The organism is Oscillibacter sp. (genome assembly GCF_032060045.1).
Lineage (GTDB): Bacteria > Bacillota > Clostridia > Oscillospirales > Oscillospiraceae > Oscillibacter.
The window spans coordinates 36,377-49,246 of sequence record NZ_DAMBZJ010000025.1; the positions used below are offsets into that span (position 1 = coordinate 36,377).

At 54.4% G+C, this 12,870-nt stretch carries 12 protein-coding genes, 1 tRNA gene and 1 pseudogene; 7 read left to right on the forward strand and 7 right to left on the reverse strand.

Features of this window, described 5'->3' with window-relative positions; genetic code table 11:
• Positions 1–163: 163 nt before the first annotated feature.
• The 4 genes from RT018_RS11020 to RT018_RS11035 all read left to right on the forward strand — a co-directional run bounded on the left by RT018_RS11020 (position 164) and on the right by RT018_RS11035 (position 4,967).
• The gene (locus RT018_RS11020; RefSeq protein ID WP_397360182.1) at positions 164–1,684 is read left to right on the forward strand and encodes a DUF1538 domain-containing protein; all 1,521 of its coding nucleotides are present in this window, start codon (positions 164–166) and stop codon (positions 1,682–1,684) included.
• Positions 1,674–2,387 carry a P-II family nitrogen regulator gene (locus RT018_RS11025; protein ID WP_312941894.1) on the forward strand — a complete coding sequence of 238 codons (714 nt, stop codon included), beginning with the start codon at positions 1,674–1,676 and terminating at the stop codon, positions 2,385–2,387. Before RT018_RS11020 ends, RT018_RS11025 begins: the two co-directional genes overlap by 11 nt.
• Positions 2,388–2,526: 139 nt before the next feature.
• On the forward strand, positions 2,527–4,437 hold the full coding sequence (locus RT018_RS11030) for an LTA synthase family protein (protein WP_312941896.1): 1,911 nt from the start codon (positions 2,527–2,529) through the stop codon (positions 4,435–4,437).
• Entirely contained in the window at positions 4,437–4,967 is a 531-nt protein-coding gene (locus tag RT018_RS11035; protein ID WP_312941898.1) for a hypothetical protein, read from the forward strand. Before RT018_RS11030 ends, RT018_RS11035 begins: the two co-directional genes overlap by 1 nt.
• Positions 4,968–5,071: 104 nt before the next feature.
• Here RT018_RS11035 and uvrC read toward each other — a convergent pair whose 3' ends face one another.
• The 4 genes from uvrC to RT018_RS11055 all read right to left on the reverse strand — a co-directional run bounded on the left by uvrC (position 5,072) and on the right by RT018_RS11055 (position 8,697).
• On the reverse strand, positions 5,072–6,931 hold the full coding sequence (gene uvrC / locus RT018_RS11040; protein WP_312941900.1) for an excinuclease ABC subunit UvrC: 1,860 nt from the start codon (positions 6,929–6,931) through the stop codon (positions 5,072–5,074).
• A gap of 121 nt (positions 6,932–7,052) precedes the next feature.
• Entirely contained in the window at positions 7,053–7,316 is a 264-nt protein-coding gene (locus tag RT018_RS11045; protein ID WP_312611401.1) for an HPr family phosphocarrier protein, read from the reverse strand.
• A 303-nt stretch (positions 7,317–7,619) separates the two neighbouring features.
• Complete coding sequence (gene rbr / locus RT018_RS11050; RefSeq protein WP_312941904.1) at positions 7,620–8,153, reverse strand: rubrerythrin; 534 nt, start codon at positions 8,151–8,153, stop codon at positions 7,620–7,622.
• 148 nt (positions 8,154–8,301) lie between these two features.
• On the reverse strand, positions 8,302–8,697 hold the full coding sequence (locus RT018_RS11055) for a transcriptional repressor (RefSeq protein ID WP_312941906.1): 396 nt from the start codon (positions 8,695–8,697) through the stop codon (positions 8,302–8,304).
• A 201-nt stretch (positions 8,698–8,898) separates the two neighbouring features.
• Here RT018_RS11055 and RT018_RS11060 point away from each other — a divergent pair, with 201 nt between their 5' ends.
• A complete protein-coding gene (locus RT018_RS11060; protein WP_312941908.1) occupies positions 8,899–9,330 on the forward strand; it encodes a hypothetical protein in 432 nt (143 codons plus the stop codon).
• A 122-nt stretch (positions 9,331–9,452) separates the two neighbouring features.
• Here RT018_RS11060 and RT018_RS11065 read toward each other — a convergent pair whose 3' ends face one another.
• Together RT018_RS11065 and RT018_RS11070 are read right to left on the reverse strand one after the other, a co-directional pair.
• Positions 9,453–10,406, reverse strand: a complete 954-nt coding sequence (locus RT018_RS11065; protein ID WP_312941910.1) for a calcium/sodium antiporter — start codon at positions 10,404–10,406, stop codon at positions 9,453–9,455.
• A 109-nt stretch (positions 10,407–10,515) separates the two neighbouring features.
• A complete protein-coding gene (locus RT018_RS11070) occupies positions 10,516–11,646 on the reverse strand; it encodes a bifunctional histidine phosphatase family protein/GNAT family N-acetyltransferase (RefSeq protein ID WP_312941911.1) in 1,131 nt (376 codons plus the stop codon).
• Positions 11,647–11,780: 134 nt separating this feature from the next.
• Here RT018_RS11070 and RT018_RS11075 point away from each other — a divergent pair, with 134 nt between their 5' ends.
• Together RT018_RS11075 and RT018_RS11080 are read left to right on the forward strand one after the other, a co-directional pair.
• On the forward strand, positions 11,781–11,960 hold the full coding sequence (locus tag RT018_RS11075) for a hypothetical protein (protein WP_294857139.1): 180 nt from the start codon (positions 11,781–11,783) through the stop codon (positions 11,958–11,960).
• A 182-nt stretch (positions 11,961–12,142) separates the two neighbouring features.
• A tRNA-Ser gene (locus RT018_RS11080) sits at positions 12,143–12,233 on the forward strand.
• 184 nt (positions 12,234–12,417) lie between these two features.
• Here RT018_RS11080 and RT018_RS11085 read toward each other — a convergent pair.
• Positions 12,418–12,870, reverse strand: a pseudogene (locus tag RT018_RS11085) (collagen-like protein); the annotation flags it as partial.

Below are 12,870 nucleotides of genomic sequence, written 5' to 3' on the forward strand. Positions count from 1 at the left end.
ATAGAGGGGGGTGCGGCGGCGATTTTGGCACGGTCTGCTTTCAAGCGCGTGCTGATTCCCGGCAGGCATGGCGGATTTATTTTAGGACTTTCAGAAGTCTTTGTAATACATAGTTAGGAGGATATCATTGAAAGAAAATTTAAAAGCAAAAATTAAGGAATCCATGTCATCTGTTCTGCCAATCACGGTGATTGTGTTTCTGCTGGGAATCACAATTATCCCTGTTCCGGTGGGGACCATCACCCTGTTTCTCGCCGGAGCTGTTATGCTGATTGTGGGAATGGGGTTTTTCTCTCTGGGCGCAGACGTGGCCATGATGCCCATCGGGCAGGGAATCGGCAGCCACTTTGGCAAACCCGGGAGGTCCATTGCGGCCACACTTGCGGTGGGCTTAGTTATGGGCGTGATTATCACCGTGGCAGAGCCGGACCTTCAGGTGCTGGCCCATCAGGTCCCTGCCATCCCCGATAGCGTATTAATCTGGACGATTGCCTTGGGCGTAGGTCTTTTTTTAACGGTCGCCATCCTGCGGACCGTTTTTCATTTGAATTTAGTGCATCTCTTGCTTATTTTCTATGCGCTTGTCTTCGCTCTGGCCTTTTATGTCTCAAAGGATTTTATCCCTATGGCCTTTGACAGCGGTGGCGTGACCACCGGCCCGATTACCGTGCCGTTTATCATGGCCTTTGGCGCAGGACTGGCCACTATGCGAGAAGACAACTCTCAGGATAACAGCTTTGGTCTCGTTGCTCTTTGCAGCATCGGCCCCATTCTGTCAGTGCTGGTGCTGGGGCTTTTGTATAACCCCTCCTCCTCCGATTACACCACCATTACCATTACGGAGGTAATCACCACCAAGGATGTGGCAGCGCAGTTTGTACGAAGTCTTCCCATTTATGTGGAGGAAGTGGGGAAGGCCTTTGGCCCCATCCTGCTGTTCTTTCTGGCGTTTCAGGCCATTTCCCGCAGATATAACAAGCGCCAGATGGTAAAGATTCTGGTGGGTCTTCTCTATACGTTTATTGGCCTTGTTTTATTTTTGACGGGGGCAAACGTGGGCTTTATGCCGGTGGGATACTATATCGGTTCAGAGATGGCCAAAGCCTCCTTCAACTGGGCGCTGATTCCTCTGGGCATGGTTATTGGCTATTTTATCGTCGCGGCAGAACCCGCCATTCACGTGCTGAACAAGCAGGTGGAGGAAGTCACGCAAGGCTCGATTTCCCAGAGCGCTATGCAGCTAAGCCTTTCCATCGGTGTGGCCATGTCTCTGGCGTTTGGCATGATCCGCGTGCTGACGGGCATATCGATCATGTGGTTTTTGATTCCCGGCTATGTCCTTTCCATTGTCCTGTCGTTTTTTGTGCCAAAGATTTTTACCGGCATTGCGTTTGACAGCGGCGGCGTGGCCAGCGGACCCATGACGGCCACCTTTGTGCTCCCCTTTTCCATCGGAGCCGCAGAAACCTTTGGTGGAAACATTATGACCGACGCATTTGGTATCGTAGCAATGGTTGCTATGACCCCACTGATTACGATTCAGGTTTTGGGATTTGTGTATCAGATGCGGATGCGCTCGTCGGCACTGCGCGCCCAAGCCGACGCTGTGTTCTCTCTGGAGGATACGATTATAGAATACGGGCCCGGAGAATATGGAGAGGAGGGCGAGATAATTGAGCAATGACTGTAACCGGATTATCAAACTGATGATCACCATCGTGGATCGCGGCAAGGGTGAAAAGGTCGCCGAAATCTGCCGCAGACATCATCTGTATTACCATATTCTCTGCTTTGGCATGGGAACGGCAAATTCCGAGATGCTGGATTACCTGGGACTTGGAAAAACGGAAAAGGACTTCGTAATTACCATGGGTCCGAGGGAACGGCTTCCGTCCGTTATCAAGGAAATCGCAAAGCAAATGCAGCTACACAAGCCGGGACGCGGAATTGTTTTTACGATTCCACTGTCTGGAATCAGCAGCCTGTTTTCTCAGATGCTGCTGCGGGAGGAGGATAAAGAATTGGATCAGAACACCGGAAAGCAGGAGGGCTGCGGCGGCTCGAAATACGAGCTGGTGGTTGCCATTGTAAACCGCGGCTACACGGATAAAATTATGAGTGCGGCCCGTTCCGTGGGAGCCATGGGCGGTACGATTATCGATGGGCGCGGCGTGGGCTATGAAGAAGCTGAAAAACTTTTAGGCGTCTCCATCAAAGCCGAAAAGAGCATTGTGTGCATTCTTTGCAGCCGCAAAGAAAAACACACCATTATGCAGGCGATCAACACCGAGGCCGGTATTAAATCCGAAGCCCGGGGAATTCTTCTCTCCATCCCTGTGGACGATATGATGGGCCTGAATGTAGAGCACGAGGTCCCGGCGCAGTAACTTCCAAACGCCCCGCCAGATTTGGTGGGGCGTTTTTCTGTCCTGTGGGCAGGGCTGGGCGGTTTCTTGCTTTTTTCAGAAAAAGCATTATAATGAAAAGGAATTTTAAAGTTATGCGGAAAGGATTATCATTCTATATATGAGAAAACATACAAAGCTTCTTCCCGCCCGTGGCATGGGTCTGCCGCTGACATTTTCACTGGCGGTGCTGCTGGCGGGGTTTTACACATTGCTCTGCCTTTGGATTCAGCCGAACAGCCTGCGCTCCGCCCTCTCTCTCTTTTTGGCGGAGCCGCTGCTCATCGTGCTCAACGCCCTGCCCATCGGGCTTTTGATTGTGGCTTTTGCCCTGCTGTTTGCAAACGTGTTTTTCTCCGCCGCGCTGGTGGGAACCCTTTGCGGCATTCTCTCCATTGCCAACCGCATTAAAATCGAGGTCCGCAACGAGCCGCTGTTCCCCCGGGATCTGGGCCTTTTAAAGGAGGCAACCAGCGCCGCCGGGTCCTATGACATCCGCTTTCCATGGTCCGCAATTGCGGTTGTGGTTATAAGCTGCGCTTTGCTGGTCGCTCTGGGCGTTTTTTTCCGGGGCAGACCCCTGTCTCCGGAAAGACCCATCTGGACACGCTTCCTGCTGCGCTTTTTGGGCGCAGCAAGTACGCTGGGCGTGTTGGCGGGCCTGATTTTCACCGTTTACGCCTCTAATTCCCTCTACAATGCCTTCCCCGTCTCCAATCCCTATTACGTTCCCTCCGTGTTTAATGAGCTGGGGTTTCCCTACTGCTTTACCCACCACTTCACCACCTACACGGTCGATAAACCGGTAGGCTTCAGCCGTGCGGCTGCGGAAGCGTGGGATAAAGGCGAGCAGGCTTCCGGTCAGGGCGCGCCGGTAAACGTCATCATGGTGATGAACGAGGCGTTTTCCGACGTGACGGACCAGCCTATGTTTACCTACCCGGCAGAGGAAAATCCTCTAAAAAATCTCCATGCCATTCGGGAGAGTGCCCACTCCGTCTCCGGCCATGTGGTGGTCCCCGGCTTTGCAGGGGGGACTGCCAACACGGAATTTGACGTACTGACAGGGATGCAGACCAACGCCCTTTCCGCCACCACCACCTCCGCCTTCCGGGCTGTGAACCGCAATCTGGACAGTCTGTACCGCGTCTTTTCCGCGGACGGCTACGCCACCTCCTTCCTCCACCCTGGAGACGCGTGGTTTTATAACCGCGAAAACGTCTACGACTTTTTTGGCGCGGAGGAAATTGAGTTTGCAGAGGACATGCAGAACCTCCAGTACAAGGGCCGCTGGGTCACTGACGATTCACTGGCCAGTTTGATTGAGGAGAACTTTGAATCCGCGGTATCCGCCGGGAAGCCGCTGTTTAATTACACCACCACCATTCAGAACCACATGTCCTACACCACTGATAAATACGGAGCAGACTATGCCTATCCCCCGGTGCAGACCTCCATCCCCCTCTCTGACGAGGCCAAGGCGCTTCTTTCCGTCTACATCGAGGGCGCCCGGGACGCAGACGCCATGCTGGGCCGCCTGACGGACTATTTCGCCGCTCGCAGCGAGCCGGTGATGCTGGTTTTCCTGGGGGATCACCTGCCCTATCTGGGCGATAATCAGCTTGCGTATAAGGAGCTTGGCATCAACCTGACCCCGGAGGAGAATGGGTCGGCGGGCTTTTTGAAGTCCTATGAAACGCCCTATGTCATCTGGGCCAACGACGCGGCCGCTCAAACACTGGATTGGACCGCCACCGTCGCCGCTCTGGACTTGCCGACAGACGGAACCATCAGCGCCTCCTTCTTGGGCGCGACGGTGCTGGAACTGACGGGCCGGGGTAACGAAACCCCTTGGTTTCAATTTTTAAACCAGCTTCGCCGGACCGCCTATCCCGTGGTGCAGAAAGAAACCGTCGTTCTGCCCGACGGGACCGTGACCACGTTGGACGCACTGGACCAAAGTGGGCAGGAACTGCTTTCCAAGTGGCGCTGCTGGAGCTATTACAAGCTCAAATACAAGGACATAAGCTGATGGGACGACAAAGTCATGAAATCGCTTTGTGCGGTGTAACCGCCGCCCTCGGAACGGTTCTGCTGACTCTGGGCAGCATCATCCCGGGCGCCACATACTGCGCACCGCTTCTGGGAATGCTGACTCTGCTGCCGGTCCTTTCCGAGCGCGGGCCCCGACCCGCGCTGAGCGTCTACGCGGTGACGACGGTGCTGGCCCTGCTACTGGCACCGAACAAGGAGTCTGCGCTGGTCTATCTCCTTCTGGGATACTATCCGGTTCTTAGGCCCGTGCTGGACCGGCTCCGGCTTCGCTTTATGCGCTTGCTGTGCAAGCTGGCGGTATTCAACGCCGCCGTGGCCGTACTCTATTTTCTGCTGCGGGCAGTGGGTCTGGATGTGTTGAATACAGAGCTTGCAGGCTGTTTGAAGCCCCTTTCGGCGGCATTTTTGTTGGGCGCAAACCTGACATTCCTTCTCATAGACCGGGTATTGGGGCAGATGACATTGCTCTGGCAGTGTCATCTGCGCAAGCTGTTTTTCAGGCATTGAGCCGCTTCTTCTTATCATACACAAAAAGGACCGGCAAATGCCCAAAGGGCGTCTGCCGGTCCTTTTTATTGCTGTATAAGGAGGAACTTCTTTTTTCTCCCGCGTCAGTCTTCTTGCTTTGCCGGTTCGTCCTTGCCGGCGGGAGAATCCTTTTCGTGTAGATGGCGGTACGCCCCCCTCGCAGCAGCAGGCCCCACCACCACGGCAAGCTCTTCTTCCGTAGCGGCTCGGATAGCCTTGACGGTTCCAAAGTGCTTTCGAAGTGCCTCCCGCCGCTTGGGGCCCACGCCGGGAATTTCATCCAGCGCGGAGCGCAGGGCGTTTTTCCGATGGCTCTCCCGGTTATAGGTGATGGCAAAGCGGTGCGTCTCCTCCTGAATCTGTCCGATGAGGGCAAACACCGCCTGATTCGCTTGAATGCCGATTTCCAATCCCTCGGGAGTCACCAGCGCCCGGGTGCGGTGGCGATCATCTTTTACCATACCGAAAATGGGGATATCCAGGCCAAATGTCCGGGTCACCTCCAACGCCGTTTTGGCGTGGACCTCGCCGCCGTCAATCAAAAAGACATCCGGCAGGGGCAAAAACTTCTCGTCGCCGTCGGCGGCCCGCTGAAGCCTGCGGCGCAGCACCTCTCGCATAGAGGCATAGTCGTCCGGGTGGCCGGACACATCCTTAATCTGAAACCGGCGGTAGGCGCTTTTCAGCGGCCTGTCCCCTCCGTAAACCACCATGGAGGCCACAATTTCGCTGGAACCAGTGTTGGAGATGTCGTAGGATTCCATCCGCTGCGGCGGCCGGGGCAGGCCCGTCATTTTGGTGAAGAGGGCCAATACCTGACTGCTGCGCTCTTCCCGAGTGGTGGCCCGCTCGGCTTCCTCAGCGGCGTTTCGCCGGGCCATCTCCAAAAGGCCCGCCTTTTCTCCCCGCTGAGGAACGTGAACCCAGACCTTTCGCCCTGCCCTGCGCGACAGTGCTTCAGACAGTTCCTCGCAGTTCCCCGCGTCGGCGGGGAGCAGAATTTCGTGGGGCAACAGCGACCGGGGCAAGTAATACTGCGCGGCAAGGGCGGAAAGCATTTCTCCTTCGTCTTCATCCACTGGAGCGGCAAACAGCTCCGTCTCCCGCCCCGCCAAATTTCCATCCTCCATGTGAAGGATGGCGTAGCAGCACTTGGCCCCCTTGTAGATACCCCAGATGTCCGTGTCAGCGCAAAGGCCAGCAATGACGGTCTGCTTTTTCGCCAGCGCGCCAATGGCGTTGATCCGATCCCGGAGGATGGCCGCTCGCTCGAAACGGAGGGCTTCCGCCTCCGTTTCCATCTCCTCCGTCATCTCCCGCAAAAGCTGCTTGGATTTTCCCTCCAGTAGCGCCGCCGCCTGAGCCATGCGGCTTTGATAGTCCTTCTCTGACAAGCCAGGGCGGCACCATCCATCACACCGGCCCATGTGATAGTTTAAACACGGCCGCCCCACACCGATATCCTGCGGAAATTTCCGGCGGCAGGTGGGTAGCTTCAGCGCGGCGCACACCGCGTCCAACGCCTGCCGCGTCTCAAATCTGCCGCCAAAGGGGCCGAAATACCGCGCCGCGTCGGCTGCATAGCGATGGACCATGGAAAAGCGGGGATACATCTCCTTGGACAAGCGCACAAAGGGATAGCCTTTGTCGTCCTTCAGCAGAATATTGTATTGCGGCATGTGCCGCTTGATGAGGGAGTTTTCCAGCACCAGCGCTTCCCATTCGCTGGAGACAAAGATCGTATCAAACCGATCCACCTCAGACACCATTTTGCGGGTCTTGGCCGTGTGGGACGCGCTGTCCTGAAAATATTGGCTGACGCGGTTTTTCAGTTTTTTCGCCTTGCCTACGTAAATGACCTTACCGATTTTGTCCATCATCAGATAAACGCCGGGCTTCAGGGGCAGATTTCCGGCTTTTTCTCTCAGCTCGTCTTTTGTCACAAACTCCCTCCTTTCATTTCCGCGTTAAAAAAGAAAACCCCGCGTTACCGCGGGGTGAAAGAGGCGCGGCCGCCTCTTTTCTCTTCTCTCTCCGAGGAGATTTTATTCGCAGGTGAACGGGTTATTCGCCAAAATTGTTCTCGATCAGCTCCGTCAGCGCAGCCACGGCTTCTTTTTCGTCGCTTCCGTCGGCAATCAGCGTAATTTTCGTCCCCATGACAATGCCCAGGGACAGTACGCCCAGAAGGCTCTTTGCGTTTACCCGGCGGTCTTCCTTCTCCACCCAGATTCCGCTTTTAAACTCGTTTGCCTTTTGGATAAAGAACGTCGCGGGCCGCGCGTGAAGACCCACCTCGTTATTGACCGTGATCTCCTGTGTATACATATGCAGCACTCCTTTTCCCTATCGCCGTATTAAAACTCCGCATACCTTGTCATTTTGTCTTTATATCATATCCGTTTTTTACAAAAACGTCAACAGGGTTTTATACAAACATTTCAAAAATACACTGGGAGAATTGAAGTGGTTTTTGTCTGTTTCCACAAACTTATCCGAACACTCCCCCGCTTCGCTTGTGCGCAATTTGCTTTTTCCTAAAAGTGACGGATTCTCATGGCTTTTTCTGTCCGCCGGACAGGGAAAGCCGGGGCCGCCGCAAAAGAGGCAGTCCCGGCACGCAAATGTACTTTAATAATTAAAGGCCTTAACCTGAAAATAACTCCGGGGATGGTTGCACACGGGGCACACCTGGGGCGCGTTCTCCGCGATTTCCACATGGCCGCAGTTACGGCAAAACCACATAACTTTCTCGCCCTTTTTGAAAACCTCGCCCTTTTTCAGGTTGTCCAGCAGCTTCAAATAGCGCTCCTCGTGTGTCTTCTCGATTTTGGCCACACCCTCAAATTGAGCAGCCAGCGCCAAAAAGCCCTCTTCCTCGGCAGTGCGGGCCATTTCGGCGTACATGTTTGTCCACTCGTAGTTCTCGCCCGCGGCGGCAGCCACCAGGTTTTCATCGGTGGAGCCGATGCCGTCCAGCGCCTTGAACCACAGCTTGGCGTGTTCCTTCTCGTTCAGAGCGGTCTCCTCGAAGATAGCTGCGATCTGCTCGAAGCCCTCCTTCCGCGCTTTGCTTGCAAAGTAGTCATACTTATTGCGCGCCTGGCTCTCTCCCGCAAACGCGGTCCACAGGTTCGCTTCTGTCTTGCTTCCCTTCAGTTCCATGATCACATTCCCCTTTCAAACATTCTATCTCAGGCGGCGTGCCTTGTGCCGCCACCGTGGCTAACTGTAATGATACGTATTTCAATGACGGGCAAATGGGCGCCCGGGGGAGTCGTGGACGAATGTCCTGTCGATTTTTTCGGTGCACTCAACAGTCGTCTTTTCCCTCACCCTGCGCACACCGGGGGCAGCTCCCGTAAAACATAAGCGCGTGGCGTATGGCCTGATAGCCTTCTTTGCACGCCGTTGCATCCAGATCGGAGTCGTAAGAGCACGCGGCGTCGCTCACGGCGCCGCAGGTAAGACAGGTAAAGTGCGCGTGTGGCGTCGTGTCCCCGTCAAACCGGACGATGGGTCCAGGCAGTTCTTGCAACCGCCCCTCCTCCGCCATCCGGTGAAGATTGCGATAGACGGTGCCCAGGCTCAGTCTGGGAATTTCCGGCTTCAGCCAGGCAAACACCATCTCTGCCGTGGGATGCTCCACACTCCCTCTCACGACCGCGTAAATCTTTTCTCTTTGGAGCGAATATCGCTGTGGCTGCATGGGGCCTCCTTTCAAAATCTATTCAGTAATGATTTCTAGTTATATGATAATATGCGTTATTGAAGAATGCAAGCGGTTTTTAAAATTGTTACTTTTTTCACTCAATTTTGCAAAAAACTGCCATGGTTGTTTCGCGTTGTTAATGCCATACTAACTCAGGGTATCGCAATGTAACGAAGTCCACACAAAGGAGGAAACGACTTGAAAAGGACATTTGCGTTTTTGCTTACCGCTTTGATGGCCATGAGTTTGACGGCCTGCGGCACTAGCAAAAACAACAAGCCCGCCAATAGCACTCCCAATCAGTCCGTCACTGACAACAACGCCGGCTCTGGATCTGGCTCTGGCTCCGCTTCTGGAACCGCCGTGGTAAAAAATAAAGACCAGCGGCGCATTGAAGACGGTGCCAGCGGTACTGCCGCCGGCGCTGCAGATAACAGAATGCTGGGTCTTGAAAATGACGGCGTAGGCGCTCCCGAATCTGCAATTGTAAACAATGGAAACAGAACTGATAGCGGCGTGATTCGCAGCGCCAACTATGGGCAGATGCTTCGCAACGCCCGCGTGCATGACCGAGATGGCTTTTTGCTGGACGGTGAAAATGCTGTAACCCCCGGCGCCGCGTTCCGTTAACGCTCCTAGCGCGCACTCCGCGTTAAGCGCTTTGTCCCCGGTGGGACAGAAGGCACGCCAGCGCGGGGCCACACAAAATTGAAAGTGCGCCGGGAAATTTTCAAAAGTTTCCCGGCGCGCTTTCACGTCATTAAAACCACAAGATACGCGGCGTATATTCCCACCAGCAAAAATCCCTGCCAGCGATAAAACCGACCGATGGCAAGGGGCGGCAGCATGGCAAGCGCGCACAACCCAAGGCACATGGGCAAATCCAGCATAGTGGTCTGGGAACCGATGGCCAGCTTTCCACCAGATACAGCGGCACACAGCGGCAGCGCCAGTGTCAAATCAATCACATTGGCCCCCACGATGTTTCCAATGGACATCGCTGTCTCTTTTTTTGCAATGGCCGCAAGGGCCGTCACAAGTTCTGGCAAAGACGTGCCCACCGCCACCAGCGTCACACCGATCACGCCGGCGGGCACCCCCAGCCGAAGGGCCAGTTCGCTTCCGTAATCAATCAGCAAGTGGGAACCGCCGATAATCCCCGCAAGGCCCAGAAAAAACATGGCAAGCTTTGAAAGCATTTTTCGCCGGGAGATGCTGTGCCGACGGGCCCTGCTTGCTCGTTCCGCCGCCATACCCTTTCCCGCGTCGCGGAGATTGCTCCATAGGTACAGGGAAAAAATCAGAAGCAGCAACAGCGAAGAAATAAACGTTAGGCTTCCATTTCGACACAAAATGGTCAGCAGCGCCGCCCCGCAGAGCATCAAAACCGCCTTTGGGGAAAATTGACGGTCCACGACGGAGGGGATGCACAACACGGAGATTCCCAAAATCAGCCCCACATTGGCAGTGACAGAACCCACGGCGTTGCCCGCCGCCAAATCAATTTCCCCCCGCAGCACGCCGGTGACAGAGACCGTCAGCTCCGGCAGTGTAGTGGCGACGGATACCACGGTTGCTCCCACAATAAAATGTGGAATGCCAGAGGTTTCCGCAATCCACACCGCCCCATCTAAAAACCAGTCTCCACCCTTGACAATCAACAAAAGCCCCACTGAGAAAAGCAATACAATGACAGCCAAATTCACGACGTGTCCGTCCCTTCCCGCCCCGCGTTGATGCGGGGTCTTGTCTATCAGGATATGCGGTTTCCGTTCGAAATACCATTCCTAATTTTACGAAGGGCTCTCCGATGCGTCAAATCGATTCTGGCACCCACTCCCGGGGGCGAATATCTTTTTCCAGCACCAACGGCTCTGCTGCCGGGTCCACAGGAGAAAATCCATACTGAGTGAAAAAGCGCAAGGCGGCCTCATTCCCCCGGCGCAGGGAGAGTCGCAGCTTTTCCCGCCCCATGGACCGATAACGCAAAACGGCCTGCCCCAGAAGCTGAATGCCAAGCCCGCGTGATCGGCAGCCTTCCGCCATGCAATAAAGAGAGATCCAACCCACCTTCTCCTCCGCTTCCTTTTCGGGATTCAATTGCAGAATCCCGGCGGGCGCACCTTCGATGTAAGCGCCGATGGTGGGTCGCTCCGCCGCTTCCTGCAAAAGGACGTCGGAGCTAAATTTCCGCGTTTCTCCTGCGGCCTTCCAGCCCTTTCCCACGCAGTCCGTTAGCAGCGCGGCCTGCCCGGGCAGCTCCACCGCACGAAAATATAACCCCGGTTCCACGCCGTTGGCGTGCTTCCACCAGTGCTGTTTTGCAAAGGTAGACAGCGTGCTTACGTGGCTGTTGTCGTCCCGGTAAAGCAGGCGGAATTTCCCGTTTTCATATTCAATTTTGGATACGGCGGTATTGTCGCCATGTGGCGTCTTTCCAATCTCATTCAGGCCGCAGCCCTCAATCGCTCCCAGTGTCAGCCGGATGGCGCACCCGTGGGAAAATACCGCAACAGTCTTGCCAGAATTTTTTTCGGCGATGTCCCGCAGTGCCGTCATCATCCGATCCCGGACGGCGGCCATGCTCTCGCCGCCTTCTACCTGCCATAGGTCGGGCCGGGAGGTAAACAGTGCCAGCTGCTCCGCCGCCTCGATGCCGATTTCGCCCCAGGTCTTCTCCTCCCAATCGCCCACGCAGATTTCCCGCAGGTCCGGTCGGGTTTGAATGGACAGGTCCTTTGTGTTGGCGATGGCCCCGGCGGTGATACGCGTACGGGTCAGGTCGCTGGAGTACACGGCGTCGATTTTCTCATCGCGAAACCGCTCAGCCAAGGCGGCAATCTGCTGATAGCCCCGGTCGGTAATCATGCTGTCACACTGGCCCTGCGCAATTCGGTAAAGATTTCCTTCCGCCTCGGCATGGCGGATTAGATACAAAACGGTCATGTCAAGTCCTCATTACTTTCAACGATTATTTCTAGTTTATTATACCGAAGCCGGTGGTATTTGGCAAATTAATTTGGCATAAGAAGCGCTCCACGCGCCATACTAGCTTCAGACCGCAAAAGGAGTGACGAAATATGAGGAACAATGCCGGGTTTTGGTTCGGCATGGGCGCCGGAATGGCTGCGGGCGCTCTGGTTGGAATGATGATGCCCCACGGAAAGCGGACCATGAAAACTCAGGTGGGTAAAGGCATTCAAAAGCTGGGCGTCGCCGTGGACCACACTGTGGATCATCTGGTTTCCACCATGCGCTGAAAAAAGGGCGGGAGTCTATGCTCCCGCTCTTTTCCCGCGTCGGAATTGGGCGAGAGGGGCTCCCAATATGATAACGTCTAATTCTCAAAACTTTTTTCTTGACATTCCGACATGTTTTGGTATAATGATAAAGCTGTCTCACCACAGCAATGCATATCGATCAGTTTTTTCCAAGCATCTATGGAGAAGTCGCCTAGTTGGTCGAGGGCGCATGATTGGAAATCATGTAAACCTTAACGGGTTTCGAGGGTTCGAATCCCTCCTTCTCCGCCAATTATAATACGGGAGAAAGTGCAAGAAATTCTTGTGCCTTCTCCCGTATTATAATTTCAAAATGTGAAAACATTATCGGATCGCTTTGTTGCCCCCGACCTTGAAATGGCTATAACAGAAAAGTGCTTGTAAACCCATATGGGTTTACAAGCACTTTAAAATGCTATTTTATGAGAAAAATGCCTTAGTCAACCTGAATGATGGTTAAGTTTGCCTGAATAGCAGAAGTGCCATAGTTGACTGTAGCGCCACTGTTGTTAAAAAGGTTAAAAATGGTTGGGGTTGTAGTCACAGTTAATAGAGCCGAGCCGCTAAGCTGCAGTGTAACGAGTGGGTCAGGAGAAGATGCTAGAATTGTAGGGCCGCTCACAACACGGATGCCAAAGGAGACTGAAGTCTGTATTTCGGCACCGTCTGTATTAACCCACCAAGAAATATAATAGTTTCCCGGTTGGTTGATAAAGAACGTTCCTACACCAGCGTTATACGTGATGTTTGCAGATGGTGCATTAATCGTGGTATCGAACAATACATTGGTTCCATTTGCTACTGTTCCGCCACTGCTTTCCTGAAGCTGCACCTGAAGTCCAGATAAGGCCACATTTGCACCAGTGGGACCAGTGGGACCGGTGGGGCC

What these genes read in the sequence shown, in the direction of transcription:
- RT018_RS11035 (WP_312941898.1), top strand. Translation starts at nt 4,437, where the DNA reads ATGGGACGACAAAGTCATGAAATCGCTTTGTGCGGTGTAACCGCCGCC.
- RT018_RS11020 (WP_397360182.1), top strand. Translation starts at nt 164, where the DNA reads ATGTCATCTGTTCTGCCAATCACGGTGATTGTGTTTCTGCTGGGAATC.
- rbr (WP_312941904.1), bottom strand. Translation starts at nt 8,153, where the DNA reads ATGGAACTGAAGGGAAGCAAGACAGAAGCGAACCTGTGGACCGCGTTT.
- RT018_RS11045 (WP_312611401.1), bottom strand. Translation starts at nt 7,316, where the DNA reads ATGTATACACAGGAGATCACGGTCAATAACGAGGTGGGTCTTCACGCG.
- RT018_RS11070 (WP_312941911.1), bottom strand. Translation starts at nt 11,646, where the DNA reads ATGACCGTTTTGTATCTAATCCGCCATGCCGAGGCGGAAGGAAATCTT.
- RT018_RS11055 (WP_312941906.1), bottom strand. Translation starts at nt 8,697, where the DNA reads ATGCAGCCACAGCGATATTCGCTCCAAAGAGAAAAGATTTACGCGGTC.
- RT018_RS11075 (WP_294857139.1), top strand. Translation starts at nt 11,781, where the DNA reads ATGAGGAACAATGCCGGGTTTTGGTTCGGCATGGGCGCCGGAATGGCT.
- RT018_RS11030 (WP_312941896.1), top strand. Translation starts at nt 2,527, where the DNA reads ATGAGAAAACATACAAAGCTTCTTCCCGCCCGTGGCATGGGTCTGCCG.